The organism is Methanothermobacter sp. (assembly GCF_030055435.1).
In the GTDB taxonomy this organism is placed as follows: domain Archaea; phylum Methanobacteriota; class Methanobacteria; order Methanobacteriales; family Methanothermobacteraceae; genus Methanothermobacter.
On the sequence record NZ_JASFYG010000005.1, the window covers coordinates 14,093 to 39,613 of the forward strand.

38 protein-coding genes are annotated in these 25,521 nt (G+C 48.2%); 34 read left to right on the plus strand and 4 right to left on the minus strand.

Annotated features, from left to right (window positions below):
- The first annotated feature begins 3 nt into the window (after window positions 1–3).
- The 3 genes from QFX30_RS06465 to QFX30_RS06475 are packed head-to-tail and all read left to right on the plus strand — an operon-like array spanning window position 4 to window position 1,273.
- Window positions 4–624: an Era-like GTP-binding protein gene (locus QFX30_RS06465; protein ID WP_300489837.1), complete on the plus strand. Its 621-nt coding sequence runs from the start codon at window positions 4–6 to the stop codon at window positions 622–624.
- A 9-nt stretch (window positions 625–633) separates the two neighbouring features.
- The gene (locus tag QFX30_RS06470) at window positions 634–1,002 is read left to right on the plus strand and encodes a DUF2073 domain-containing protein (RefSeq protein WP_013295298.1); all 369 of its coding nucleotides are present in this window, start codon (window positions 634–636) and stop codon (window positions 1,000–1,002) included.
- Window positions 986–1,273, plus strand: coding sequence for a Zn-ribbon domain-containing protein (locus QFX30_RS06475; protein ID WP_300489843.1), 288 nt, complete (start codon window positions 986–988; stop codon window positions 1,271–1,273). Before QFX30_RS06470 ends, QFX30_RS06475 begins: the two co-directional genes overlap by 17 nt.
- 1 nt (window position 1,274) lies before the next feature.
- Here QFX30_RS06475 and rqcH read toward each other — a convergent pair whose 3' ends face one another.
- The gene (rqcH, locus tag QFX30_RS06480) at window positions 1,275–3,233 is read right to left on the minus strand and encodes a ribosome rescue protein RqcH (protein WP_300489846.1); all 1,959 of its coding nucleotides are present in this window, start codon (window positions 3,231–3,233) and stop codon (window positions 1,275–1,277) included.
- 133 nt (window positions 3,234–3,366) lie between these two features.
- Between rqcH and QFX30_RS06485 the strand changes: the two genes are divergently transcribed.
- Window positions 3,367–3,660, plus strand: a complete 294-nt coding sequence (locus tag QFX30_RS06485) for a hypothetical protein (RefSeq protein WP_300489849.1) — start codon at window positions 3,367–3,369, stop codon at window positions 3,658–3,660.
- A gap of 12 nt (window positions 3,661–3,672) precedes the next feature.
- On the opposite strand, the gene QFX30_RS06490 is transcribed toward QFX30_RS06485, so the two are convergent.
- A complete protein-coding gene (locus tag QFX30_RS06490) occupies window positions 3,673–5,490 on the minus strand; it encodes a DUF2070 family protein (RefSeq protein WP_300489852.1) in 1,818 nt (605 codons plus the stop codon).
- A gap of 167 nt (window positions 5,491–5,657) precedes the next feature.
- Between QFX30_RS06490 and QFX30_RS06495 the strand changes: the two genes are divergently transcribed.
- The 6 genes from QFX30_RS06495 (at window position 5,658) to rtcA (ending at window position 10,419) form a co-directional block, all read left to right on the plus strand.
- Complete coding sequence (locus tag QFX30_RS06495) at window positions 5,658–6,254, plus strand: FumA C-terminus/TtdB family hydratase beta subunit (protein WP_300489855.1); 597 nt, start codon at window positions 5,658–5,660, stop codon at window positions 6,252–6,254.
- Window positions 6,229–7,047 (plus strand): DUF6282 family protein, encoded by an 819-nt coding sequence (locus QFX30_RS06500; protein ID WP_300489858.1) that lies wholly within the window; start codon window positions 6,229–6,231, stop codon window positions 7,045–7,047. The genes QFX30_RS06495 and QFX30_RS06500 overlap by 26 nt, the downstream gene beginning before the upstream one ends.
- A 110-nt stretch (window positions 7,048–7,157) precedes the next feature.
- On the plus strand, window positions 7,158–7,484 hold the full coding sequence (locus QFX30_RS06505) for a hypothetical protein (protein ID WP_048176449.1): 327 nt from the start codon (window positions 7,158–7,160) through the stop codon (window positions 7,482–7,484).
- Between the two features lie 109 nt (window positions 7,485–7,593).
- The gene (locus QFX30_RS06510) at window positions 7,594–8,112 is read left to right on the plus strand and encodes a TIGR00288 family NYN domain-containing protein (protein ID WP_300479310.1); all 519 of its coding nucleotides are present in this window, start codon (window positions 7,594–7,596) and stop codon (window positions 8,110–8,112) included.
- A gap of 13 nt (window positions 8,113–8,125) precedes the next feature.
- On the plus strand, window positions 8,126–9,265 hold the full coding sequence (locus QFX30_RS06515) for a TIGR03576 family pyridoxal phosphate-dependent enzyme (RefSeq protein WP_300489863.1): 1,140 nt from the start codon (window positions 8,126–8,128) through the stop codon (window positions 9,263–9,265).
- A 149-nt stretch (window positions 9,266–9,414) separates the two neighbouring features.
- A complete protein-coding gene (gene rtcA / locus QFX30_RS06520) occupies window positions 9,415–10,419 on the plus strand; it encodes an RNA 3'-terminal phosphate cyclase (protein ID WP_367186143.1) in 1,005 nt (334 codons plus the stop codon).
- A 50-nt stretch (window positions 10,420–10,469) separates the two neighbouring features.
- Here the strand turns inward: rtcA and QFX30_RS06525 are convergent, their stop codons facing one another.
- Together QFX30_RS06525 and QFX30_RS06530 are read right to left on the minus strand one after the other, a co-directional pair.
- Window positions 10,470–11,255 carry a biotin--[acetyl-CoA-carboxylase] ligase gene (locus QFX30_RS06525; protein WP_300489865.1) on the minus strand — a complete coding sequence of 262 codons (786 nt, stop codon included), beginning with the start codon at window positions 11,253–11,255 and terminating at the stop codon, window positions 10,470–10,472.
- Between the two features lie 4 nt (window positions 11,256–11,259).
- Window positions 11,260–12,735: an acetyl-CoA carboxylase biotin carboxylase subunit gene (locus QFX30_RS06530; RefSeq protein WP_300489868.1), complete on the minus strand. Its 1,476-nt coding sequence runs from the start codon at window positions 12,733–12,735 to the stop codon at window positions 11,260–11,262.
- Window positions 12,736–12,818: 83 nt separating this feature from the next.
- Here QFX30_RS06530 and QFX30_RS06535 point away from each other — a divergent pair, with 83 nt between their 5' ends.
- From QFX30_RS06535 to rpsE, 24 genes are all read left to right on the plus strand, one after another.
- Window positions 12,819–13,451 (plus strand): METTL5 family protein, encoded by a 633-nt coding sequence (locus tag QFX30_RS06535; RefSeq protein ID WP_300489871.1) that lies wholly within the window; start codon window positions 12,819–12,821, stop codon window positions 13,449–13,451.
- A gap of 309 nt (window positions 13,452–13,760) precedes the next feature.
- Window positions 13,761–14,561 (plus strand): putative RNA uridine N3 methyltransferase, encoded by an 801-nt coding sequence (locus tag QFX30_RS06540; protein WP_300489873.1) that lies wholly within the window; start codon window positions 13,761–13,763, stop codon window positions 14,559–14,561.
- 29 nt (window positions 14,562–14,590) lie between these two features.
- Window positions 14,591–15,604, plus strand: coding sequence for a 50S ribosomal protein L3 (gene rpl3p / locus QFX30_RS06545; RefSeq protein ID WP_300489875.1), 1,014 nt, complete (start codon window positions 14,591–14,593; stop codon window positions 15,602–15,604).
- A 12-nt stretch (window positions 15,605–15,616) separates the two neighbouring features.
- Window positions 15,617–16,381 carry a 50S ribosomal protein L4 gene (rpl4p, locus tag QFX30_RS06550; RefSeq protein ID WP_300489878.1) on the plus strand — a complete coding sequence of 255 codons (765 nt, stop codon included), beginning with the start codon at window positions 15,617–15,619 and terminating at the stop codon, window positions 16,379–16,381.
- Between the two features lie 22 nt (window positions 16,382–16,403).
- Window positions 16,404–16,664: a 50S ribosomal protein L23 gene (locus QFX30_RS06555; RefSeq protein ID WP_048060727.1), complete on the plus strand. Its 261-nt coding sequence runs from the start codon at window positions 16,404–16,406 to the stop codon at window positions 16,662–16,664.
- A 21-nt stretch (window positions 16,665–16,685) separates the two neighbouring features.
- Window positions 16,686–17,411 (plus strand): 50S ribosomal protein L2, encoded by a 726-nt coding sequence (locus QFX30_RS06560; protein WP_300489884.1) that lies wholly within the window; start codon window positions 16,686–16,688, stop codon window positions 17,409–17,411.
- Window positions 17,412–17,428: 17 nt separating this feature from the next.
- Entirely contained in the window at window positions 17,429–17,839 is a 411-nt protein-coding gene (gene rpsS, locus QFX30_RS06565) for a 30S ribosomal protein S19 (protein WP_300489887.1), read from the plus strand.
- Window positions 17,840–17,851: 12 nt separating this feature from the next.
- Complete coding sequence (gene rplV / locus QFX30_RS06570) at window positions 17,852–18,313, plus strand: 50S ribosomal protein L22 (RefSeq protein ID WP_300489890.1); 462 nt, start codon at window positions 17,852–17,854, stop codon at window positions 18,311–18,313.
- Window positions 18,314–18,316: 3 nt separating this feature from the next.
- On the plus strand, window positions 18,317–19,108 hold the full coding sequence (locus tag QFX30_RS06575) for a 30S ribosomal protein S3 (RefSeq protein WP_300489893.1): 792 nt from the start codon (window positions 18,317–18,319) through the stop codon (window positions 19,106–19,108).
- Window positions 19,109–19,150: 42 nt separating this feature from the next.
- Window positions 19,151–19,345, plus strand: a complete 195-nt coding sequence (rpmC, locus tag QFX30_RS06580; protein WP_300489896.1) for a 50S ribosomal protein L29 — start codon at window positions 19,151–19,153, stop codon at window positions 19,343–19,345.
- A 12-nt stretch (window positions 19,346–19,357) separates the two neighbouring features.
- Window positions 19,358–19,663: a stress response translation initiation inhibitor YciH gene (yciH, locus tag QFX30_RS06585; RefSeq protein WP_300489899.1), complete on the plus strand. Its 306-nt coding sequence runs from the start codon at window positions 19,358–19,360 to the stop codon at window positions 19,661–19,663.
- Window positions 19,664–19,672: 9 nt separating this feature from the next.
- Window positions 19,673–19,954, plus strand: a complete 282-nt coding sequence (rnp1, locus tag QFX30_RS06590) for a ribonuclease P protein component 1 (protein WP_300489901.1) — start codon at window positions 19,673–19,675, stop codon at window positions 19,952–19,954.
- Between the two features lie 10 nt (window positions 19,955–19,964).
- Window positions 19,965–20,285 carry a 30S ribosomal protein S17 gene (locus tag QFX30_RS06595; protein ID WP_300489904.1) on the plus strand — a complete coding sequence of 107 codons (321 nt, stop codon included), beginning with the start codon at window positions 19,965–19,967 and terminating at the stop codon, window positions 20,283–20,285.
- Between the two features lies 1 nt (window position 20,286).
- Window positions 20,287–20,685, plus strand: a complete 399-nt coding sequence (locus tag QFX30_RS06600) for a 50S ribosomal protein L14 (protein ID WP_013295322.1) — start codon at window positions 20,287–20,289, stop codon at window positions 20,683–20,685.
- A gap of 10 nt (window positions 20,686–20,695) precedes the next feature.
- Window positions 20,696–21,049 carry a 50S ribosomal protein L24 gene (gene rplX, locus QFX30_RS06605; protein WP_300489906.1) on the plus strand — a complete coding sequence of 118 codons (354 nt, stop codon included), beginning with the start codon at window positions 20,696–20,698 and terminating at the stop codon, window positions 21,047–21,049.
- Window position 21,050: 1 nt separating this feature from the next.
- Window positions 21,051–21,779: a 30S ribosomal protein S4e gene (locus tag QFX30_RS06610; protein ID WP_300489909.1), complete on the plus strand. Its 729-nt coding sequence runs from the start codon at window positions 21,051–21,053 to the stop codon at window positions 21,777–21,779.
- The gene (locus tag QFX30_RS06615; protein WP_300489912.1) at window positions 21,780–22,286 is read left to right on the plus strand and encodes a 50S ribosomal protein L5; all 507 of its coding nucleotides are present in this window, start codon (window positions 21,780–21,782) and stop codon (window positions 22,284–22,286) included.
- A 2-nt stretch (window positions 22,287–22,288) separates the two neighbouring features.
- Window positions 22,289–22,441, plus strand: a complete 153-nt coding sequence (locus QFX30_RS06620; RefSeq protein ID WP_010875659.1) for a 30S ribosomal protein S14 — start codon at window positions 22,289–22,291, stop codon at window positions 22,439–22,441.
- A 14-nt stretch (window positions 22,442–22,455) separates the two neighbouring features.
- Window positions 22,456–22,848, plus strand: coding sequence for a 30S ribosomal protein S8 (locus QFX30_RS06625; RefSeq protein ID WP_300489915.1), 393 nt, complete (start codon window positions 22,456–22,458; stop codon window positions 22,846–22,848).
- Between the two features lie 8 nt (window positions 22,849–22,856).
- On the plus strand, window positions 22,857–23,390 hold the full coding sequence (locus tag QFX30_RS06630; protein ID WP_300489918.1) for a 50S ribosomal protein L6: 534 nt from the start codon (window positions 22,857–22,859) through the stop codon (window positions 23,388–23,390).
- 13 nt (window positions 23,391–23,403) lie between these two features.
- A complete protein-coding gene (locus QFX30_RS06635) occupies window positions 23,404–23,730 on the plus strand; it encodes a 50S ribosomal protein L32e (RefSeq protein WP_300489921.1) in 327 nt (108 codons plus the stop codon).
- A 105-nt stretch (window positions 23,731–23,835) separates the two neighbouring features.
- Window positions 23,836–24,282, plus strand: a complete 447-nt coding sequence (locus tag QFX30_RS06640) for a 50S ribosomal protein L19e (protein ID WP_300489924.1) — start codon at window positions 23,836–23,838, stop codon at window positions 24,280–24,282.
- 11 nt (window positions 24,283–24,293) lie between these two features.
- A complete protein-coding gene (locus QFX30_RS06645) occupies window positions 24,294–24,872 on the plus strand; it encodes a 50S ribosomal protein L18 (protein ID WP_300489927.1) in 579 nt (192 codons plus the stop codon).
- A 2-nt stretch (window positions 24,873–24,874) separates the two neighbouring features.
- Window positions 24,875–25,519 (plus strand): 30S ribosomal protein S5, encoded by a 645-nt coding sequence (gene rpsE, locus QFX30_RS06650; RefSeq protein WP_300489930.1) that lies wholly within the window; start codon window positions 24,875–24,877, stop codon window positions 25,517–25,519.
- Window positions 25,520–25,521 lie beyond the last annotated feature (2 nt).

The following is a 25,521-nucleotide window of genomic DNA, read 5'->3' on the forward strand; positions in this document are numbered from 1 at the left end:
AGGATGGCAAATTTTTTCACCAATTTCCTTGATAAACTGCGCGGAAGAAACAAGAAACTGAAGATAGGACTCTACGGTCACCCAAATTCCGGTAAAACAACTCTTGCGAACAGGATGTGTGAGGACTGGCTTGGAAAACCCCTGGGGTTGACCTCAGAGATACCACACGAAACGAGAACTGTGTATAAACAGGAGAAAATCACCATAAAGAAAGATGGAGTGGAACTTGACTTTGACATCATTGACACACCGGGAATAGCAACAAAGGTTGACTACAAGAACTTCCTTGAATTTGGCTTGTCCGAGCAGGAGGCCAAGGAACGAGCCAAGGAGGCCACCAAGGGGATAATTGAGGCAATAAAATGGCTTGATGATGTTACCGGCGTACTTCTTGTCATGGATTCATCACAGGACCCTCTGACACAGGCTAATATAACAATAATAGGGAACCTTGAGGCGAGGAAGATACCCTTCCTCATAGTTGCAAACAAGATAGACCTCCCTGAGTCATCTCCGGAGAGGATCATATCGGTTTTCCCCCAGCACACGGTCGTCCCTATCTCAGCATTGCACGGTGAAAACACAGAGGACCTTTACATGCAGATGGTTAAAAAATTCAGGTGAGGGGTTAAAATGGATGGCTTGAAAATGGATTTTCTTTCATCAGAGGCTCTTGAGGATAAAAGCAGCATGGAAAAGATCTCAATGATCATAGACCGTGTAAAGGATGGGGATATACTGGTCCTGGAGGGAAGTCTTTCACCCTCAGAGGAGGCTGAACTCATAGAAACCACCATGAGAGAGATTGACATTGAAAACTTTGTGGGAATAGACATATATACACTTGAAAAGGATGAGAAGGCATTTCTGGGACTCTCAAAGAGAAGGACAGTTGGACTCACCATAATAGGACCTGCCAATGTCATGCGAACAGTCAAGAGGAAGTCGAACTTCCTCTCAATGATTGCAGAGATCGGTGATTCAGGTGCATCAGTGCATTAAGTGCGGGGAGAAGTTCAGGTCTTCAGATGAACTTAAGAGTGGATGTCCAAAATGTGGAAGCAGGTACTTTAGGTATGTGGCCGACAGAAGGGACCCTGAACCGGCCGGAGATCCCATTGAGACCATAATGGTCAGGAAGAACGGCATATATGAGGTTAACCTGACATCCCTGCTTGAGGATGACTCAATAATCGTATCTGATGAGGAGGGCAAATACTTCATTGACCTGAACTTCTTGCTCAAGAAGAATCTTAAGAGAAGGGTTAAATAATCTATCCTGTAACAATGTCGCCCTTTCCAGGTGGAAGGATTCTTATAAAGTCTTCAAGGGGGAATAGATTCTCAGGATCAACTTTCGCCTTTATTGACTTTGCAAGGGCCTCTTTTTTGGTGTAACCTGGTTTTACCACGACAAAATTATCTGTTCTTTTTTTCACCGCCGATGGGGGACCGCACATCACCCTCTCCCCATCCTGGTCCACCACACCAACAGCCACCTTGAGGGGAACACCCCTCATGTAATTTCTGGGACCCCTTATGATGAAGGCACCCCTAGCAACAAATTCTCCAGCCCTGGGAGTCTTCGAAACCTGCTCCGGGTGAACCCAGTAGACATCCAGGGACGTGAAACCCCTGCTCCATGCACTTGAAAATGACGCTGCAAAAACCGCGGCTTCCTGAATGGTTGTTTCTGGTACCTCCCGGCCCTCACTTTTTATAACCACCGATGGAGCCCCATGAATATCTGAGTGGAGGTATATGTCCCTTGGCTCCATGTGCCTCTTCACCACCATCTCATTTGTGCCGGCGTCCCTTCCACCAATCACAAGGAAGTCGTCTGATGAGATGAACCAGCGGAATTTTTCAAACCAGCGGAGTTTTCTCCTAACCCTTTTCTGGGGGACCATGATGTTTCTGAGGGCATCGTCCCTTCTCTTCTTAACCCTCTCAATTTCTTTCTCTGTTTTCTCGATCGCCTGGAGCACACCCTTTATTTTCCTCTTGGCTTTCTTGGCCTTTTCATAGTAGACCTCTGCGTTCTCTGGAACCCCCAGCTTCGGATCAATTCTTATCCTTTCACCGTCAATAAGGAGGGTCATGTTTCCCATCCCATCAATTTCCTGGATCATCTGGGCCTCCACCATTCCCTTACTGCGGGCGTCAGATATTATTTTCCGTATTTCCTTCCAGGAGTATTTTTCACGGGCATCCCTTATTGTTCTAAGGACATCCTCAACGGCTGAGTAGTGCGCATAGAGGAGGTCACCCTTTCTTGTTGAGGTATCTATTGTGTCCTGGAATTTCTGGAGGGTCTCCCTCTGTATCCTGAGTCTTTTCCTGAATTTCTCGACCTCTTTCTCCCACTCGGCCTCATGGACCTTCCTGAGTTCCTCCCTGAATATTGAACTGAAGAACTCGTCTGCCGCCTCGTTGAAGGTTTCAAAGTACTCCCTCTCCCTATCACGATACACCATGAGCTCAATGGGAAGCACGTCACCCTCACCATTCTTTATGATGTGGGGTTTGAATTTGAGGTCCTTGAGAGGCTTGAAGAGTTCATTTATTGCAGAGTCAATTTTTTCTATCTCATCTCTGCTCAGGGTGCTGGCTGCTCTGTTCTTGTCGATACCGGACCTCAGAACGATTTCCTCTGCATAGAGGCCCCCAAAGCCGTTTCTTGCAAGGGTCCTTATGAGGTCAGTGTCTGAGTTTTTCAGCATCTCCTCAAGCTCACCCATCTCATATCTGAGGGGGTGGAGGCCCCTTGATGGGGGGTACTCATACCTTTCACGGGGCGCTATTCGACGGTCACTCCAGGTTTTCTGTTTAAGAGGCAGTATTATCTCACCCTCCTGGTTCAGGAGTATTATGTTCCCCTTTGAGAATAGTTCCACTACGAGGGTGTATTTCTGCTCCTTCTCGATTTCTATCTCCACTATCCTGTCAAAGCTGTGCTGCCGGACCTCCCTTACGATTCCACCCCTGAGGTGCTTTCGGAGGAGCATGGGGAATGATGGGGGGATCTTTGGATTTTCAGGGGGATACTCTGTTCTATGTATCCTTACACCTGCCTGCATAACCACATCCACCCTCCCCTCTCCTGGTACATGGAATCTGATTATCACAGTGTCCCTGAGGGGTTGATAGGCCTTATCCACCCTAGCACCCCTTAGAATCTCATTGAGTTCCCTGGTAACTGCAAAAATATCAACGTTTGACATTGTCTTCATAATTTAACACCTCGCAAGAAACAGAAGTCCGACGGCTTTAAGTATTTAATGATGGTATAATAATATCTTTCCATGGTTCGATGGAAAAGTTTTAAGACCATCAATATACTAAAAACTCTCTGGAGGTTTTAATATGGATACTGATGCTAAAATGACTGCTCTTCACGTTCCTGCAGGTATAGTGGCTGCTGTGGTGTCATTTTACCTTTCAAATGGTTCAATACCAGTTATTGGAAAAAATCAGGCGCTCGGCACCTTCGCGGGCCTCGTGATATTATTGATTGTCGGAAATATTGCGGAAAGGTTATTCAGTAAGGAAGAAGTTGGGGGATTCAGGGGGTGGCTCTGGAGTGGTATAGTGCCATTTATCTTTATCTGGTTCGTTGTATGGGCAATACTCATAACTTCAACCACAATAACCCCATAGATTCCTCTTTTTTCAGGCCCAGTAGAATATCCAGGCAAAGACGAATATAAGTGCAAGTACGAATATGAGGGGGGCTATCACACGGCTCACAGCAACGATTGAACTTATGGTTGATACGAGTTCCGTTGAATTGGTGGGGCCGAGGGTATGCAGACCCCTTATTCTAACGACCCGGCACCCTGCCTTTACCTCCTCAAGATCATCAACCGCCTCTGAAACCGCCTTTCTGATCTCTTCTATGATCTCCTCCCTTTTGTGTTTCCCGATGGGATTGTGGCCCCCTGAAAGGGTGTTCACAAAGTGGGTGTCGGTTGTCATCACTTCGGCTTCATCTATGTCCAGCTTCAAGAGTTCCTCCAGTATCTCATCCCTGAAGCCCATGACCATGTTATTGGCGTCAAGGAGTACATAGGCTGTCCTCTGTTCTCCGGCCTCAACCACCATGACCATAACTCCGCTCTGGCCAATACCGTTCTCCTTTGAGAGTCCATCCATTTTCCTCTGGGCACAGCCAACTCTAAGTTTATGGAGGCGTGGAGGGCACTCGATGGAGTCCACAGCATCAAGAAGGTCGAACATTTCAGGGTTACCCGCAAGTATCCGGCCTGTTTCACCCTGGAAGGAGTTGTGACAGTCCACAACAACCACATTTTTTAATCCGCAGCGGCCCCCTGCAAGGTTCATCATTGAAAGCCCTACACCAAATTCTATGTCATCGAATCCATTAGGGGCCATTGTTGCAAGGATCAGCATGCCATCGCCAAAGAACTGGACTCCGATGGTGGCGCTGTTTCTGGTGTATCTCCTGAATTTACTGGCGCCCTCATGGTACTCAATACCATCAAGCGCCTCCCTGACGGCATCCTCAACCTTTTCCAGTTCCCTCACTGATACCGGGTTGAAGTCATGGGTTGAGGGGCCATGGGCCACCATGGTGAATGTGTCAAATCTCTCAGAGAGTATGGTGGGCATGTTGGCACCGCCTATGGTACCTATTGGACCCGGGTGTACCGAGGGGCTTATGAAGAGGGCCTTTATATTGGAGCCCCTCTGGAATGCCACCACACCTGCAAGTGTATCTACGGGTTCACCGATCTCACTGAAGATGCTTTCAAGTTCAGGGGAATCCTCGGTTATATGTGAGAGAAAGAGGCTCAGGAATTCCAGTGAGCCGACCCCCAGGTTCTTTCTCATTGGTGACTCGACCACCATGACAAATGAGTAGATGGCGAGTATGAGCATTGCTGAGGCGACAAGTATCTTCAGTAAAAATCCTATCACACTGAAGTAGCCAATGTTTGTGGCTAGACTCAGAAATGCCACAACGATGTTCATGCTCACTATTAGAACTGGTTGCACAGAGGATATCAGGGTTGAATTTGTGAAGCTTATGTTTGAGGTTCCCCAGATCACCAGCAGACGGAAGGCGAATATAACAGCGGAGGCGAGTATTATGGAGTTGAGTATGAGGTCGCTCTGCAGTATGGATGATGCCAGGCACCCCCCCAGGTAGATGAGGGAGAAGATCATCATGGAGAAGAATGCCAGGAACATTGACTGTTTCATCTTCATCCTTCTACCACCCAGCGAGTTGACCCAGGGCTGGGTGATGGCACCGGCCATTATTGATGAAAATCCAAGGACAAGCACACCATTGGTTCCCCCATAGAGTATGTCATGGAGAACACTTATCCCTGGGACCGTATCGATGATAAACCCCACAGCACCCACAACGAAGCTTATAAATATCATTGATAGGAGTGATATTTCGGTTTTCGGGAGGGTCATGATGTACTTTGAAAGATCAGTCACATTCTTTGTGCTTGACATATTCTACCTCAACTAGTTCTGGGATCCACTGGAGAAAGATATTTAAAAATTTGATCCATATTAAATTTATTCAGCAGCATCACTCTTGGATGCTCTGGAGTTTAAATCTAACTGATAACCAGTGTCATTCTTCAGTACACATTTAACTCTATACAGGAAGGGAGAACATGGAGATAAAACTTAAAACACCACTTTCAGATGAGGTAACCCAACTTAAAGCTGGTGACATCGTTTACATTACAGGAAAAATATTCACGGCCCGTGACAGGGCCCATAGAAGGATAATTGAAAGGGGAGCCCCCTTTGATATTGAGGGCTCTGTGATATTCCATGCGGGACCCATAATAAGATTTGAAGGGGAACCTGATACCAGCAGTGAGTCAATAACTAAACCCCCAGCGCGGCTTGTGGTCGTGGGGCCCACCACAAGCGGGAGAATGAACCCCTTCCAGCCGGAGGTTATAGAGATGGGTGTGAGGGCGGTTATAGGTAAGGGTGGAATGGATGATAGAACCAGGAATGCCCTGAGAAAAAAAGGCGCTGTTTACCTTGCAGCCGTGGGGGGCTGCGCGGCACTCTATGGCTCGGCAGTTAAGGGTATAGCGGCGGTGCACTGGCTGGACCTGGGTGTGCCTGAGGCTGTATGGGAGCTTGAGGTCGAGGACTTCGGACCCCTCATAGTTGCCATGGACTCCGCTGGCAGAAGCCTCTATGAAACCTCAGATGATGAATACGACCTTGAGGTCCAGAGGATACTCGACTGAGTGTGTGAGCGGAATGTTTGACTTCAGCCTCTCGGAGCACATTAAACTTGAGGGACTTGTGGACACCCATATCCACACAGCCCCCGATGTGAGGGATAGATTCATGAATGACATTGAACTTGCTTCCGCCGCACTCAGGGAGGGTATGGAGGCTGTTGTGATAAAGAGCCACACTGAACCCACCTCAGGGAGGGCTGCACTGGCCTCTGAGGTTACAGGGATGAGGGTCATTGGGGGCGTTACACTGAACACGTCGGTGGGGGGTCTCAACCCGGATGCGGTCCATGCCGCCGCCATGATGGGCGGAAGGTTCGTCTGGTTACCCACGGTCTCGGTGGGGAGGGCTGCGGGTGACCTTGATGGTGTTATTTCTGCTGTTGCTGAACATGACATGGTCCTGGGAACTGGGCACCTGAAGCCCCCTGAGATATTCCATGTGCTCGACCTTGCTGCAGATTATGGGGCCGGTAAAATTATCATCAACCATCCACTGACGGGTGTTGTGGGTGCCACCCTGGAGGAGCAGAGGGAGATGTCAAGGCGGGCTTACCTTGAGCACTGCCTTGTGGCCTGCATGCCCCGCCATGATGGGCTTGACTTTGAACGCATAGTTGAATCTGTGAGGTATGTTGGCGCGGAAAGGTGCATAATGGCAACGGACTTCGGGCAGGGCCACAATCCATCCCCCATTGCAGGCATGAAGCAGTTCATATACCTGATGAAGAAACATGGATTTTCTCACTCAGATATAACGATGATGTGCCGGGATAACCCCCTTGAACTGATATCCTGACGTTTTTAAGAAAATCAGCTTTATTAACGTTATCTTTCTGCTATCAAAAATTATATATGAGAAATTGGATTAAGGGTGAAATCAACCTTTATAACTGCGCGAGTGATATGATGTCTGATAAAAAGATTGAAAAGGAGCTTAAAAAGAGAATAAATCAATTTAAAAAACTTTTGAAGAATGATGATGAACGTGAGAACTTCTATAACAACATATGTGGTTCCGAAATCCTTGTGAGGATTGAGATATTTCTCCCATCAGGCAACCCTGAAAGGTACTATGACGGGCTTTTCCTTTACCTCAATGATGAGGGCAGAATAGTGAACGCAGAGTACTACTACAATGAGGGCGGTGAGGGTGCCATCACACAGCTCGACGATAAATCCCTTGAGGTTGTAAGGGAACTCTTTGAGGATGAGCTATCCCTTGAGATCGAATGATCCTGGGATTTTTTTGGGGGACTACACCAGACTTAAGAAACTTTAACTTTATTTATAATAACATCAATAACTATTATGATTAAATTTTTTTAGTGGAGGATTCAATACCATGCGAAGTTTTGAAAAACTGACTTCCCTTAAGGAATACATTCCCATCAAGAAAAAGGAGGGCGGTGAAAAGAACATTGGCCTTCTTGTGGATGGGCCGAACATGCTCAGAAAGGAATTCAGTCTGAACCTGGACCTTGTAAGAAAGATAATGTCTGAATACGGGAATATGCGTGTTGGAAAGGTTCTTCTGAACCAGTACGCCTCTGATAAACTGATAGAGGCCATTGTGAACCAGGGCTTTACACCAATTGTCGTGGCTGGAGATACAGATGTCTACATGGCTGTTGAGGCCATGGAACTGATATACAACCCTAATATTGATATAATAGCCCTTATGACACGCGACGCTGATTTTCTACCAATAATAAACAAGGCAAAGGAAAATGGTAAGGATACAATTGTGATAGGTGCCGAGCCAGGTTTCAGTGCTGCACTTCAGAATTCTGCGGACCATGCCATAATCCTTAAACCAGAGAATGGCAGGCCAAGGAAGGGGCATGTTGCAGGGGAAAACTGATTGAATTGGTGATTTGATGTTCCAGGATCACCTCAATGAGGTTAAGCGCAGGGAACACGCCCTCCAGATGATAGGGGAGCGTATTTCCAGCGAGGGCCGTGAGGGAATATATGACCTCACGGGTCTTTCAGGGGGCTTTCCCCTTGAGGTAGAGGATATTGGTCTCCTTGAGACGTACGTGGGGCCGGCGGTATTCGAGGAGAGACTCCAGATAGCTGGCAGAGAGCACATGGGCGGTGAGATGGTGGCTGCCTTTAACAGGACAAGCAGCGCAATACTTGCATCCATACTGGAACTTGCAGAGCCTGATTCAATGGTTGTGCACTACCTCCCGGAGCTCCCATCCCACCCATCCATCCCGGCAAGCACCGAACTTGCAGCAGCCAGGTACCATGAGACAGATGACTTCACTGAGGATATACCAGAAAACACATCTCTCGTGGTCGTAACAGGTTCGACAATGGACCACAGGGTTGTTGATGAATCTGAACTCCAGCAGGTAATTGAAAGGGCCCACTTTGTTGGGGTCCCGGTACTTGTGGATGATGCATCAGGCGCCAGGCTGAGGACGGTTCTATTTAACCAGAAGAGGGCATGTGACCTGGGAGCAGACCTTGCAGTTACAAGCACAGATAAACTGATGCACGGGCCAAGGGGGGGTCTTCTCGCAGGAAGATCCGACCTTGTGGAGAGGGTTAAATCAAGGGCCTACCGGTTCGGACTTGAGGCCCAGCCCCCAGTCATCGCTGCAATGGTGAGGGCACTGGAGAGCTTTGACCCATCTGAAATTCTCAACGCCCTTGAAAAGAAGGGATACCTTCTTGAGGCTCTGAAGGACCTTAAGGTGGAGGAGACACCCACAGGGATAATGATAAAACAGGATTCACTGGAGAAACTCTATGATTCCACATACACTGGTGATGAAATTGGCGTGGCCCTTTCAATGCTGCTCCTCTCTGACCATGGAATAATAACCATACCCGCTGTGGGTATGCCAGGGGCATCAAAGACACTGAGGTTTGACCTGGCATCAAGGGACGCAGAGAGGCTTGAACCTGAACTTCTGAGGGAGGCAATTGAGGACGCAGTGGATAAACTTTCAGGCATCATCAGGGACAGAAAAATGATGGAAAAACTTATCTTCGGTTCATGAGGTTTTTGCGGGACTTCATGCGCTGAATGGTTTCTCAATGCCAGGAATAAATTTTTTATTCAAATGAAATTCTTACAGTAGCACAAAAACTGAAAATGGTCACATCTGAACGATTCTGAGTTTATTATGGAGGTGTCAGGCTGATAGTTATTGATGGATCAGAGGGCGAAGGTGGGGGAGCCGTTGTAAGGGCTTCCACGGCCCTTGCAGTCCTAAAATCACGCAGAATAAGGATATACAATATCAGGGCCCGCAGGCCAAGGAAGGGACTCTCACACCAGCACCTCACTGCTGTGAGGGCAATTGCAGAGATAAGCAATGGCAGACTGAGGGGGGATGAGCTCGGGTCAATGGAGCTTGAATTTTCACCGGGACGTGTTAGTGGCGGGAAATTTGAATTTGACATAAAAACCGCTGGAAGCACGGGACTTGTCCTCCAGGCCATAATGATAGCCTCCACAGCCTCCACTGGTGAACTGGATGTAACCGTGAGGGGTGGCACCGATGTCCTCTGGGCACCCACAGCAGACTACCTCAGGGAGGTGACGCTCCCCATCCTTGGTATGATGGGTTACACCGCAAAACTTGAGTTAATTGAGAGAGGCTACTATCCTGAGGGTGGGGGTGTGGTCCATGCAACCATGGAGCCATCCACCCTCAGACCCCTCGTACTTGAAAAGGCGGAAATTCACTGTATAAGGGGTGTTTCCCACTCCAGGAACCTTCCGATACATGTTGCTGAGAGACAGGCTGAATCAGCAAGGAGGACCCTCAAGAGAACCGGCCTGGATGTTGATATACGTGTTGAGGACGCCTCCGGTTCACTGGGGAGGGGCTCGGGTATCACACTCTGGGCTGAGGGCAACACAAGGCTAGGTGCCACTTCACTGGGGAAACCAGGTAAAAGGGCAGAACTGGTTGGTTCAGAGGCTGCAGAGGAACTCCTGGGTTTCATAGAATCTGGCAGACCCCTTGACAGGTACATGGGCGATCAGATCATCCCCTACATGGCCATCACAGGAAATTCGAGAGTGGCCACCTCTGAACTTACACTGCATGCGGAGACCAATATAATGCTTGCAGAAAAGATAACAGGAAGGAAATTCAGGGTTGATGGTGAACGCGGGGGGCCAGCCGTAATCGAGGCCCTCTGATGGGTATTCAAAAAATGAGGTTAACAGTGGCAGCTGAAGGGCCACCACTATCAGAGGTGTATGCACTCACCGGATATTATTTTGCGGAGAGTTCCATCATCCAGTTCCAGTATGAGGGCACCCTCACTGTTGATGCCGATGGCCTCACCATGGACAACTTCACCAAGTTGCTTCCTTATTTCAACACGTCTGCCGATGGTCTTTGACATCCTCCTCCATTCTCTTAGAATTTCATCCATTCTACCCTCCTTGAAGGAATCATAGACTTCCTCAAACTTTTTAAGGAATCTTGATATCAGTTCACTGGATTTTATGTCCCTCTGGAGTTCATTCTTAATGGAGGTTGCCCCCTTCCTGAGGTCCTCTGGGAAACGGCTGATGTCCACGTTGGTGTCGATTCCAACACCTACAATCACATATTCAAGGTTGTTGAACCTTGCGTGGGCCTCTGTTAGTATTCCGCATACCTTTTTATCTCCGATGAGTATGTCATTGGGCCACTTTATTCCCACGTCCAGGCCACATTCTTCCTTCAGTGTCCTGGCAACTGCAACACCGGTTACCAGTGTTAGGAGTGGAGCCGTTGATGGGTGAACCTCTGGTCTGAGTATTATGGACATCCATATGCCGCCCTGGGGTGATATCCAGGGTTTACCCCTCCTACCCCTTCCACGGGACTGGGTCCTTGCAATAACAACTGTACCCTCCGGGGCGCCATCCTCTGCCATCCTCTTGGCCACGTTGTTGGTGGAGTCCACCTCATCGAAGCATTTCACTTCATGCCCTATGTACCTGGTTTTTACCTCAACTTCGCATGGATCATTATAATCTTCCATACCATCACCCCCTTCTTGAGTGCATGTATGCTCCTATGGCTGCAGATATTGCTGCAACCTTCTTTGATGGTAGAAATGTTGAGTGGAGGCGTTCAACCATCTCATGGTCCTCTTTGACGATCTTCTGCATCTCAGCATCTATACCCCGCCTGTATTCATCCACGAAGTGTGTGTGAAGTTCCCCCCTCTGGAATGCCTCATTTTTCATTATTGCCTTGTGGAAGGGTATTGTGGTTCTGACGCCCAGTATAATGTACTCACTGAGGGCACGTTGCATCCTGCTTATTGCCTCTTGACGGTCCATTCCCCATACTATGAGTTTGGATATCATGGAGTCATAGAATGGTGGTATCTCATAGTTCATGTAAACCCCGCTGTCAACCCTGACACCTATTCCACCGGGGGACCTGTAACCTGTGATCTTACCCGGGTTTGGGGCGAAATCTGATAGTGGGTCCTCTGCGTTTATCCTGCACTCAATTGCATGGCCCCTTATTGTTATGTCCTCCTGTCTGCAGGAGAGTTCCTCCCCTGAGGCGACCCTTATCTGTTCCTTAACAAGGTCCACGCCGGTGATCACCTCGGTTATTGGGTGTTCAACCTGTATCCTGGTGTTCATCTCGAGGAAGTAGAAGTCCCCGTTTGAATAGAGGAACTCAACAGTACCTGCGTTCTCATAACCTATATATTCGGCGGCCTTAACTGCGGCGGAACCCATTCTTTCCCTCAGTTCTGGGGTCATGATGGGTGATGGCGCCTCCTCTACCAGTTTCTGGTGCCGCCTCTGTATTGAGCATTCCCTGTCTGCAAGGTGTATGATGTTTCCATGTTCATCTGCCATCACCTGGAATTCAATGTGACGGGGCTTTTCAAGGTACTTCTCTATATACACCGTTGGGTCCCCGAATGCTGATGCCGCCACAGACTGGGTGGATTCCATGGCCCTTATGAGTTCGTCCTCCTCGTAGACGGTCCTCATGCCTATTCCACCGCCACCTGCTGACGCCTTTATGATGACAGGGTAGCCTATCGAGTCAGCTATCTCAGCGGCCTCGTCGGGGTCACTCACACCCTTATCGGTTCCAGGGATGACAGGGACCCCGGCCTTCTTCATGAGCTTCTTTGATCTTATTTTATCCCCCATGGCCTCGATGACTGAACTTTTGGGACCTATAAGTTTGATTCCGTGTTTCTCACACTCCTCCCCAAGCTTAGGGTTCTCTGCTAGGAAACCGTAGCCTGGATGGATGGCCTCGGCACCGCTTTTCTCAGCCACATCGATTATCCTGTCTATTCTCAGGTAGCTCTGGGATGGGGATGGTTTACCTATTTCGTATGCCTCATCGGCGTACCTTGTAAAGAGCGCATTCTTATCGGCTTCGGAGTAAACAGCCACGCTTTTTATCCCGAGCTCTCTGCATGCGCGCATAACTCTTATTGCTATTTCACCACGGTTTGCAACGAGGATTTTGCTGAACATCTGACTGCACCCTGAAATTTATAACATATATATATTATATTGGGGCAACTCTTTTTAAGTCTACCACCTTCAGTTATGGTACCATGAGGAGAAAGAGACACCTTGAGATGCTTCTTGAGCGCATCCCTCCCCATCCCCACCCTGACCCTGGCCTTGAACAGTACCTCACCCCGGCACATGTGGCCGCGGAGGTCCTCTGGGTAGCCAGGTCCCTAGGGGATATTGAGGGAAGAACCGTCGCGGACCTTGGATGCGGTACGGGTATCCTGGGTATTGGGGCGGCGCTTCTTGGCGCAGAGAGGGTTTACTGTGTGGACGTTGATAAAGGGGCACTTGAAGTTGCAGAGGGTGCTGCAGAGGATCTGGGACTGAGAAACATCCACTTCATTGAGGCCGATATCTGTGATCATGGGGATCTGGTTAAGGTCACAGGTGGGGTTGATACTGTAATCCAGAACCCCCCCTTTGGTTCACAGGAAAGGGCTGATAGGGGCGCCGACAGAGTTTTCATGGAGGCGGCATCAGCCATGGGGAGGGTTGTGTACTCATTCCACATGGCAGGCTCTGAGGACTTTGTGAGGCGCTACTATGAGGGCCTGGGGGGTAGGGTGACCCACAGAATGATGGCTGAATTCCCGATACGTCGAACCTACAGTTTCCACAGAATGGAGGTCTTCAGTGTGGATGTTGTTATAGTGAGGGTTGTTTTTGGGTGATCTCCTCGTGGGGTTTGGTGGTTGATGTTGGGATGTTGTGATGAGTAGGCTTTTTCAGATGATACTTTGATTTCCATGAATTGCTGACTGATGGAGTGACCCTGGAGATTCCTTCAGGGTTTATCTTGCTCACCCGCGGACCTCCAGCGGAAACTTTAAATATGGTTACTGTACAATTTTTAGTACCTATTGCAATCTGCGGGGGATCCGCTCACATTGTATAACGGGATATACGATGTGGCCTGTGGTTTTAATTGCCCAGTCTGCATTGTGGAAATATTTATAAAAGAGTAGGACAAAGAATAATAAATGAATAGAGTAGATTTGTCCATATTTATCCCGGATTCGCTGACGGCAGAGACAATGGATCTTAAAATAAAGACCTACAAGGTGGGTCTTATTGGAAGGGCTGCAGCGATATTTGGGGTTAAACGCATAGTGATCTATCACGATGATGCAGACGGAGAGGCAAGATTTATCAGGGATATCCTGAAGTATATGGATACCCCGCAGTACCTTCGCAGGAAGGTTTTCCCGATAATGAAGGAGTTTAAACATGTGGGTATACTCCCACCTCTGAGAACTCCTCATCACCCAACTGGAAAACCCGTGGCTGGAGAATACAGACAGGGATTAACAGTCAAAAGGGTAAAAAAAGGAACTCTTGTGGATATTGGCGCAGATAAACTTGCACTGTGCAGGGAAAAACTCACTGTAAATAGGGTAATGAGTTTCAGGGTTATCCGGCTGGGTAAGGAAATACTGATAGAGCCAGATGAACCAGAGGATAGATACTGGGGATATGAGGTTCTGAGCACCGAACAGGGCCTCTCAAAGAGCCTGAAAATAGTGGATGCCGATGTTGTGGTGGCAACATCAAGGTATGCTTCGCCCATTACTTCTATTCTGAATGAAGTAAAGTCAAAGGTGGAGGGCGCCTCCAGGGTGGCCATCCTGTTTGGAGGTCCTTACAAGGGATTACCAGAAATCGAGGCAGATGTGTGGGTTAACACCATTCCTGGACAGTGTACAGAAACTGTAAGGACCGAAGAGGCTGTTTTAGCTACTCTCTCAGTATTCAACATGCTAACTCAGATTGATGAAAAATGAATATGAATGATGTAAGGAGGTAAACTTAAATGGCTAGACATCATCAACCAAGAAAAGGATCAGTTGCATTCAGTCCAAGGAAAAGGGCGGCAAGGGAAACCCCCAGGGTCAAGTCATGGCCCCAGGTGGATGAACCGGGACTTCTTGCCCTGGCAGGTTACAAGGCAGGGATGACCCATGTAATGATGGTTGATAATCAGAAAAATTCCCCTACAGAGGGGATGGAGGTTTCAACTCCAGTCACAATACTTGAGGTCCCACCCCTAACCGTGATGGCTGTCAGGGCCTATGAAAAGACAAGCAGGGGCCTTAAGACCCTTGGAGAGGTCCTGGCCACCGAGACAAAGGAGGACCTCAGAAGGAAGCTCACCCCACCTGCAGAGGACTACGACCAGGAGGCTGCAATAGAAAAGATAAGGTCAAACATGGAATACGTTGCAGATGTCAGGGTTATTGTACACACAAACCCCAGACTTGCAAGCGTACCCAAAAAGAAACCTGAGGTCTTTGAGTGCGGCCTTGGAGGTAAGAACCCCGAGGAGAAATTCGAATACGCACTGGGAATCCTCGGCAAGGATGTGAGGGCATCAGAGATATTCTCCGAGGGGGCCTTCGTTGATGCCATAGCCGTCACTAAGGGTAAGGGATTCCAGGGTCCCGTTAAGAGATGGGGTATAAGGATACAGTACGGTAAGGCTGCGAGAAGCAGTAAGGGAAGACACATAGGGTCACTGGGTCCATGGACACCATCAAGGACCATGTGGACAGTCCCACAGGCAGGGCAGATGGGTTACCACAGGAGGACCGAGTACAACAAGCAGATACTCAAGATCGGTGACGCCAGCGAGGCAGACCAGGTAAACCCCCGCGGTGGATTCGTAAGGTATGGTCTTATCAGGAACGATTATGTAATGGTTAAAGGGTCAGTTCCAGGCCCAACAAAGAGGCTTGTGGTGCTCAGGAAGGCCATAAGGGCTGTGGGTAAACAGGAAGAGGCACCCCAGATAACCTACATCAGCACATCATCAAAACAAGGAGTATAAGAGTGGTTCAAAATGAAGATCAAAGTTTATTCCCTAGAAGGTGAAGCTATAGATGAAATGGAACTTCCTGAAATTTTCAATGAGGAGTTCAGGCCCGATGTGATAAAAAGAGCTGTTCTATCAGCACAGACCGCAAGGGTACAGCCATGGGGTCCAGACCCAATGGCAGGTAAAAGGACCTCTGCCAAGTCCTATGGTGCCGGGCGCGGTGTTGCAATGGTTCCACGTATAAAGAATGGTTCAAGGGCAGCCTTCGTTCCCCAGGCAGTTGGCGGTAGAAGGGCACATCCACCGAGGCCACAGAAGAACTACCATGAAAGGATAAACAGAAAGGAAAGGAGGCTCGCAATAAGGTCCGCCATTGCAGCAACAGCCCGGAGGGACCTTGTGGAGGCAAGGGGTCACCGGATAGAGAATGTACCCCAGGTGCCCCTTGTGGTTGACGACGAACTCTCCACAATCAAAAGGACAGCGGATACAAGGGAAGTCTTCAGGAAACTTGGAATCATGGAAGACATTGTGAGGGCAAAGGAAGGCAAAAAGATAAGAGCTGGAAAGGGAAAGATGAGGGGGAGGAAGTACAGGACACCCAAAGGTCCGCTCATAGTTGTGGGCGAGGATAAAGGTATTGCGCTGGGTGCAAGAAACCACCCTGGTGTGGATGTTGTTACAGTGGAAAACCTAAACGCGGAACTCCTCGCACCTGGAACCCACCCGGGAAGACTGACCGTCTTTACAAGATCAGCAATAGAAAAACTTGAGGGACTCTTCCAGTAAAAATTAAGGTGACGGTGTAATTATGGATCCATATGCTGTTATCATGAAACCACATGTCACAGAAAAGAGCATGAACCTTATAGACCAGAACAACGAGCTGGCATTTGTGGTTATGAGAAAAAGCACAAAGAAGGATGTTAGAAGGGCATTCGAGGAACTCTTTGCAGTTAAGGTTGAAAGGGTTAACACCCAGGTAACCCCAAGGGGCCAGAAGATTGCCTACATAAAACTGGCAAAGGAACACAGTGCAGAGGATATAGCTGTTAAACTGGGAGTATTCTAGAATAATGAGGAGGATATTCAGATGGGAAAAAGGTTAATATCACAGAGGAGAGGAAGGGGAACTCCCACTTACAGAAGTGCGTCCCACCGTTTCAAGGGCAAAATAAAATACCGTGCATACGACTCCCTTGAAAGTGACGGATGTCTCAGGGGAAAGGTCGTTGACATAATGCACGACCCTGGAAGGACAGCCCCTGTGGCCCTCGTGAAATTTGAAAACGGTGAAAAGAACCTCATCCTCGCACCTGAGTCTTTAATGCTTGACGAAGAGATCGAGTGCGGGGCAAAGGCAAAGGTCAAACCCGGAAACTCACTCCCACTCAGTGAAATCCCAGAGGGGACACCCATATACAATATTGAAAACAGACCCGGAGACGGGGGCAAACTGGTGAGGTCCTCCGGTACCTATGCTTCTCTGATCACCCATGATGCTGACAAGGCGGTTGTTGAACTCCCATCAGGTGAACTCAAGGCACTCAACCCACAGTGCCGGGCAACCGTTGGTGTCGTTGCTGGAGGAGGAAGAAGGGAGAAACCATTCCTCAAGGCAGGTAAGAAGTACCATGCCCTCAGGGCCAAGGGTAAGAAGTCAGTTAAAGTTAGGGGTGTTGCAATGAATGCAGTCGACCACCCACATGGTGGTGGAAACAGACAGCACCCAGGCAGACCAACAACTGTCTCAAGGCATGCTCCTCCAGGAAGGAAGGTTGGTTCAATAGCCGCCAGAAGAACAGGGAAAAGGAGATAAAAAAAGGAGGTGACCTATTGGCACGTAAAGAATTTAGGTATCGCGGCTACACCTTGGAAGAACTGCAGAAGATGCCACTTGACGATGTAATCAAGTTGTTCCCATCAAGGCAGAGAAGATCCCTCAAGAGGGGATTCCTACCAAGGCAGAAGAAGGTACTTGAGAAGATAAGAAAGATAAAAAAAGAGGGAAAGACTGAGGGAAAACCACCGGTAATCAGGACACACTGCAGGGACATGATAGTGCTGCCTGAGATGGTTGGGATGACCTTCGGCATCCACAACGGAAACGAATTTGTGGAGGTCACAATCCAGCCAGAAATGATCGGCTGCTACTTCGGTGAATTTGCACCTACAAGGAAGAAGGTTGAGCACGGAGATCCCGGTATGGGAGCTACAAGATCCTCAATGTTCGTGCCTCTTAAATAAGGAGACTAGACAATGGCTAAGGTTAAATACGCTTATAAAGAGGAAGATAGGTCAAAAACAGCTAGGGCTTCAGGGACTCACCTCAAAATTTCACCAAAGCACGCTGTGGAGATATGCAGGGAGATCAGGGGAATGGAACTGGAGAAGGCCAAAAGATACCTTAAAGAGGTTAGCAGGATGGAGAGGCCGGTGGCATTCAAGAGATACAACCGGAAGGTCGCTCACAGGAGAGGCCTCAATGGATGGGCCAGCGGCCGTTACCCTGTGAAGGCAGCAAGTCAGATACTGAAGGTACTTGAAAATGCCGAGGCCAATGCAGAGTACAAGGGACTCGACACCGAGAAACTCAGGATAATCCACATATCCAGTCACCGAGGTCCAGTTATAAGGGGCTGGATTCCCAGGGCCTTTGGAAGGGCTACACCATTCAACACACCAACAACACACGTTCAGATAGTTCTGGGGGAGGCATAAATCTTGATAGAGAAAGATTTTGTCATTGAAGGGCTCAGAAGGACGAGGATAGACGAATACCTTGAAAAGGAACTTGAAAGGGCAGGCTACGGTGGCATGGACGTTCAGGTCACACCTATGGGTACAATGGTTGTCGTCTACGCTGAAAGGCCAGGTATGGTAATTGGACGTGGCGGTAAGACGGTGAGGGCCATTACCCAGAAACTCAAAACCAAGTTCAACCTTGAAAACCCCCAGGTTGAGGTCAAGGAGGTCGATGTGCCTGAACTCAACCCCCGCATAATGGCCCACAAAATAGCTGCAATGCTACAGAGGGGAATGCACTTCAGAAGGGTTGCATACACCACCATGAGGAGGATCATGGCTGCAGGTGCCCAGGGTGTTGAAGTTACCATCTCAGGTAAGATAAGGGGTGCCCGTTCAGCCACAGCCAAATTCACAGACGGTTACATAAAGAAGTGCGGTGAACCCTCAACCAAATACGTTAAGGAAGGCTTCGCAACAGTGCAGCTCAAGCCAGGTGTTCTTGGAGTGTACGTCCGCATAATGCCTCCCGAGGTTGTACTTCCAGACAAGGTTGAAATAGAGGCTCCTAAAATAACTGAAACTCCCTCAGAAGAAGCTGAAGAACAGGTTGAAGCCGTGGAGGAGATCGAGGATCTTGAAGAGATTGAGGATCTCGAGGAAATAGAAGAGATCGAGGATCTTGAAGAGATTGAGGATCTCGAGGAAGGCCTTGAAGCAGCGGAAGAAGCGGGAAAAGAGGACACAGATGGTGAAGAATCTGAAAAGTAATATATATGGACAGATTTATATCAGTGAATAGAAGGGATCGAAATGGCGATACTTAGGAGCGAAGAGATAAGGGAAATGGATAGGGAGGAACTCCAGAAGAAGCTGGATGAGCTCAAGGCAGAATACGCCAGATATGTTTCCAAGAGCGCTGCTGCCGGGATCCATGAAAATCCCGGAAAGATGAGAGAAATCCGAAGAACAATAGCCCGTGTTCTCACCATCATGAATGAAAAATAGAAGGAGAAATAAATGAAAATCTGCGATGTTTGCGGTCTTCCGGAGGAACTTTGCGTCTGCGAGGAAATAGCACGCGAAGTTCAGACATTAAAGGTATACACAGTGAGGCGAAGATTTGGTAAAGTGATGACCATCATAGAGGGCATCGATGAACACGATATAGACATAAAGGAGCTCACAAAGATACTGAAGGCAAAATGTGCCTGTGGAGGTACTGCCAAGAAAGGCCAGATAGAACTTCAGGGGGACCATAAGAAGAAGGTCAAGGAAGTTCTAGCGGATATGGGCTTTTCATCAGACACAATAGAGATAAGGTAGGGGTTTGTATTGATAACCCCCCATAACATTTTCAGACATGAGCTTATTGGCCTTTCTGTGAGAATAGCCAGGAGTGTTCACAGGGACATTCAGGGGTTAGCGGGAAGAGTCGTGGATGAAACCAGGAACACCCTTAAAATTGAACTGGAGGATGGCAGGGAAGTAATGATCCCAAAGGAAATAGCCGTCTTCCATTTCAGAACACCAGAGGGTGAAGTGGTTGAGATTGATGGTGGAGCTCTGATAGCTCGTCCTGAGGAGAGAATAAAGAAGAAATTTAGAAAACCATAGTGGTGATAGAATGGTCGGCATTGATGTTCCAGAACCTAAATCTAAATGTAGTGATCCTAACTGTCCTTTCCACGGGAACCTCCCATTGAGGGGTCAGATACTGGAAGGAACTGTCGTCAGTGACAAGGCAGAAAGGACAGTAACCGTTGAAAGGAGTTTCTACAAATTTATACGCAAATATGAGAGATACGAAAAGAGAAAATCCAAGATAAAGGCTCACAAACCTGACTGCATAGATGTCAGGGTAGGGGACACAGTGAAAATTGCTGAATGCAGACCCCTCAGCAAGACTAAGAACTTTGTAGTTGTCGAGGTGAAGGGGGAAGACTAAGATGAAAGCAATAGCATCCAAGGTTACAAGGGCTTTACCTGTAGGGGCCAGACTCCAGTGTGTTGACAACACAGGCGCAAGGGAAGTTGAGATAATCTCTGTCAGAGGATACAAGGGTGTTCGAAGGAGACTCGCAGCAGCCGGTGTTGGCGACATGGTAGTGGTCTCTGTGAAGAAGGGAACAGTTGACATGAGGAGGGAAGTCCTCAACGCTGTTGTTGTGAGACAGAAAAAGGAATACAGAAGACCTGACGGATTGAGGGTGAAATTCGAGGACAACGCTGCAGTTATAGTGAGCCCAGAGGGAGTCCTCAAGGGTTCAGAGATAAGGGGTCCTGTTGCAAAGGAAGCAGCTGACAGGTGGCCCAGCGTGGGAAGTGCAGCCAGCATAATAGTATAAGGGTGATAGAATGTCAAAACAACCCAGAAAGCAGAGGAAATACATTTATGAAGCACCATTACACGTTCGTCGCAAAATGATGAGCGCACCTCTAAGCAGGGAACTCAGGGAGGAGTACGGTAGAAGGTCCCTCCCAGTGAGAAAGGGAGATAAGGTTGAAGTTCTCCGCGGGGACTTCAAGGGACACGAGGGTAAGGTGGAGAAGGTGGACCTCAAAAGGTACAGGGTCTACGTTGAGGGCGCCACAATACAGAAGGTGGATGGAACCTCAGTTTACTTTCCAATACACCCCTCAAACCTCAGAATAATTGACCTAAACCTTGACGATGAGAAGAGAATGAAAATATTAGAACGGAAGGGATAACATGGCGATAATGGCATCAAGAAAGCACCTTAAACGTTTCAAATCACCAAGTCACTGGCCCATTCATCCCAAGGAATACAAGTGGACTGTAAAACCATCCCCAGGTCCCCACCCAATTGAGGCATCATTGCCCCTGATGATCATTGTGAGGGACATCCTCGGTGTTGCAGATAATGCAAGGGAAGCCAGGAGAATCATAAATAGTGGTGAGATCCTGGTGGACGGAAGGCCAAGGAAGAACTACAAATTCCCTGTGGGGTTCATGGACGTTGTGAGCATACCCCGCACAGGTGAGGTCTACAGGGTGCTCCCTGATGAGAGGGGAAGGCTGGTCTTACATCCCATTGGTGAGGAGAATGCGGGCTTCAAGCTCTGCAAGATAGTTAACAAGACAACCATTAGGGGTGGAAAAACCCAGCTCAACCTCCACGACGGCCGCAACTACCTCTCAGAGGACGAGTTCCGTGTGGGAGATGTTGTAAAGCTGGCTGTGCCTGAACAGGAAATCCTTGAGAGAATACCCTTTGAGAAGGGCAGCCTTGGCCTTGTAACAGGGGGCCGTCATACAGGTGAGATTGGAAGAATCAAGAAGATAAACATAACCAGGTCATCAATGCCAAACACGGCAGTCATTGAGACCGAGGCAAGGAAGACATTCCTAACACTCAAGGATTACGTGTTTGTCATTGGAAAGGACGAGTCAGTGATATCACTTCCGGGAGGTAAATAGATGAACCCCATGGAGGAAGTAAGGATATTCAAGGTCACCCTTAACATAGGTGTCGGTGAAGGGGGTGAAAGGCTTGCGAGGGCTGAAAGGCTTCTTAAGGAGATGACAGGCCAGAAGCCTGTGAGGACCCACTCAAAGGTCACAAACCCTGAGTTTGGTATAAGGAAGAAGCAGCCCATAGCATGCAAGGTAACCCTTCGCGGTGAAAGGGCCGAAAAGGTACTCAGAATGTTCCTTGAGGGAATAGGGAACAGGTTGAAGGCCAGCCAGTTCGATGAATATGGTAATGTTTCAATGGGTATAGAGGAACACATCGACATACCTGGAATGAAGTACGACCCTGAGATAGGGATATTCGGCATGAACCTTTCTGTAACCTTTGAGAAACCAGGTCACAGGATAAGCAGACGAAGGATACAGCGCAAAAAGGTTCCTGAAAAGCACAGGGTCAGCCGTGAAGAGGCAATCGACTTTATGAAGGAAAAATTCCAGGTTAAAATAGTCTGAAGGTGATTGTTTTGCCAAGGAAATATGGAAAGGCATCAAGGAAATGCTCAAGATGCGGGGATCACTCTGCACTTGTCAGAAGATATGGATTAATGCTCTGCAGACAGTGCTTCAGGGAACTTGCACCTAAAATCGGGTTTAAAAAGTACAACTGAAAGAGGTGTTTACTGTGACTCTTATGGATCCTCTCGCAAACGCCCTGACCAACATAAGGAACAATGAGATAAGGGGTAATGTAAAGTGCAGGATAAGTCCTGCATCAAAACTCATAGGGCGTGTGCTGAGAACAATGCAAAAGGAAGGCTATATCGGGGAATTCGAATACGTTGACGACGGCAGGGCTGGAAAATTCATCGTTGAACTAGAGGGAAACATAAACCAGTGCGGGGTTATAAAACCCAGACACGCTGTTAAAAAGGACGAATTCGAGAAATTTGAGAAAAGATATCTGCCAGCTAAGAACTTTGGGATAATAATCGTGTCAACCCCTGAGGGAATAATGACCCATAAAGAGGCCAAGGACAGGGGTATCGGCGGTAGACTGCTGGCTTACGTCTACTAGGTGATAAAATGGTTCTAGCAGCTATTATCCGGGAAGAAATACCCATCCCTGAGGATGTTAACGTCACCATCGATGGTGAAGTTAAGGTTAAGGGTCCAAAGGGTGAACTCTCCCGAAAATTTAATCACTCAGAGATATCAATGGACGTTGAAGACGATAAGGTGGTCCTTGAGGTCAAATTCCCAAAGAAAAAGGACAAGGCAATGATAGGGACAGTTAAGGCCCATATAAACAACATGATAAGGGGCGTCACCGAGGGCTTCACTTACCGCATGAAGATAGTGTATGCCCACTTTCCGATGAGTGTGAAGGTGGCAGGGGATAAGGTTTTAATAGAGAACTTCCTCGGGGAACGCCACCCAAGGACCGCAAAGATCGTTGGAGATACAAAGGTTCAGGTAAAGGGCGACGAGGTTGAAGTAACAGGTATCAACAAGGAACACGTGGGACAGACAATGGCGAATCTTGAACAGGCCACCAAGATTAAGGGAAGGGACCCAAGGGTTTTCCAGGACGGCATATACCTTGTGAGCAAGGAGTAGGGATGGTGATTCGATGAGGAAAAAATTTAAGCGACAGGAATACGCCCGATATAAAAAACTGGGAGAAAAGTGGAGGAGGCCCAGGGGTAGAACAAGTAAAATGAGAAGATACGAAAAGGGCAAACCTGCAATGCCTGCGATTGGCTACAGGAAGCCAAGGGACCAGAGGGGTCTCCACCCATCAGGATATGAGGACATACTTGTTTCCAATATGAGGGAACTTGAGGACCTGGACCCTGAAACACAGGCTGCAAGGATAGCATCAACTGTGGGTGCCAGGAAGAAGACGCTCATGCTTGAAAAGGCAAAGGAACTTGGCATAAAGGTTCTGAATCCATAATATGGACTGGAAGGGGTCTTATTTTCCAGTCCAGGAAAACATTTTAAGGGGATGCCCGATTTTTCGGGTCTATCAGCAATTGCTGGACACAAGGAGGTTTCTTGAATGAATCTTACTACTCAGAAAAGATTAGCTGCAGACATACTGAAAGTAGGGGTTAACAGGATATGGATTGACCCTGAGAGGATCGACGAGGTCTCAAGGGCAATAACCAGGGACGGTGTAAAGCAGCTAATAAAGGACGGCGCAATAAAGGCTAAACCAAAAAAGGGCATAAGCAGTTACAGGTCAAAAAAGATAGCCCAACAGAAAAAGAAAGGAAGAAGAAGAGGGCCTGGAAGCATAAAAGGTGCTAAGGGCGCCAGAAAACCAAGGAAAGAGGAATGGATGACCACAATAAGGGCTCTAAGGAAGGACCTACGGAAGATGAGGGACAACCGTGAAATAAACAAGAGCACCTATCGTAAACTCTACAAGATGGCAAAGGGCGGAGCCTTCAAGAGCAAATCTTACATGAAAACCTATGCCCGGGACCACGACATGCTAAGATAGGAGGGATCTGATTGGCACATGGACCAAGATACAAGATGGCATTTAGAAGACGAAGGGAAGGTAAAACTGATTACCGGGCCCGCTATAAGATGGTGGAAAGAGGCAAATCCCGGCTTGTTGTCAGAATAACCACATATCATGTTATTGCACAGATAATCAATGTGGGAATGAATGGAGACGAAACACTGGTCTCAGCCCACTCAAAGCAGCTCCAGAAAATGGGATGGCTTGGAGGCACAAGCAATACAGCAGCAGCATACCTGACAGGATACCTCTGCGGTAAAAGGGCTCTGAAAGCAGGTATAGAGGAAGCAGTCCTTGACATAGGACTCAGACCTGCCATAAGGGGCTCAAAGGTATTCGCAGCACTTAAAGGGGCTGTTGACGCAGGACTCAAAGTACCACACGGTGAATCAGTAATTCCCGACGAATCAAGGATAAGGGGCGAACACATAAAGGAATATGCAGAATCCCTTGACGAGGAAGAACGCAAGAAGAGGTTTTCAAGGTACCTTGAAAGGGGTCTTTCCCCTGAGGACCTGCCTGAACACTTTGAAGAAATAAAAAACAGGATAGATGAAGAGGTATGATTATGAACTTCAACATGGAGGAATGGGAGCCAAGGACCAACCTTGGACGCCTTGTGAAGGAGGGTGTCATAACAAGTATCGATGAGATCTTTGAAGAGGGACACCCAATAATGGAACTTGAGATAATCGATGCACTGCTTCCTGACCTCGAGGAGGAGGTCATTGACGTTAACCTTGTCCAGAGGATGCACAAATCAGGAAGGAAGGTCAACTTCAGGGTCATAGTTGCAGTGGGCAACAGGGATGGATACGTTGGACTCGGACAGGGCAAGGCCAGAGAGGTTGGACCTGCAATCAGGAAGGCAGTTGACGATGCAAAATTCAACCTTATAAAGGTCAGAAGAGGCTGCGGTGACTGGGGATGTGTCTGCGGAAGGGAACACACGGTACCCTTCAAGGTCTCAGGTAAGAGTGGAAGTGTCCGCGTAACCCTCATACCAGCACCGGGTGGCGTTGGACTTGCAATAGGTGACGTTGGCAAGACCATAATGAGGCTTGCAGGTATAGATGATGTCTGGTCACATACACGTGGACAGACACAGACCACAGTCAACTTTGCCAGGGCAACCTTCGATGCCCTCAAACAGCTGAGCAAGGTAAAGGCAAGCGAAAAGGACCTTAAAAATCTGGGTGTTTGCAGTACCTGAAG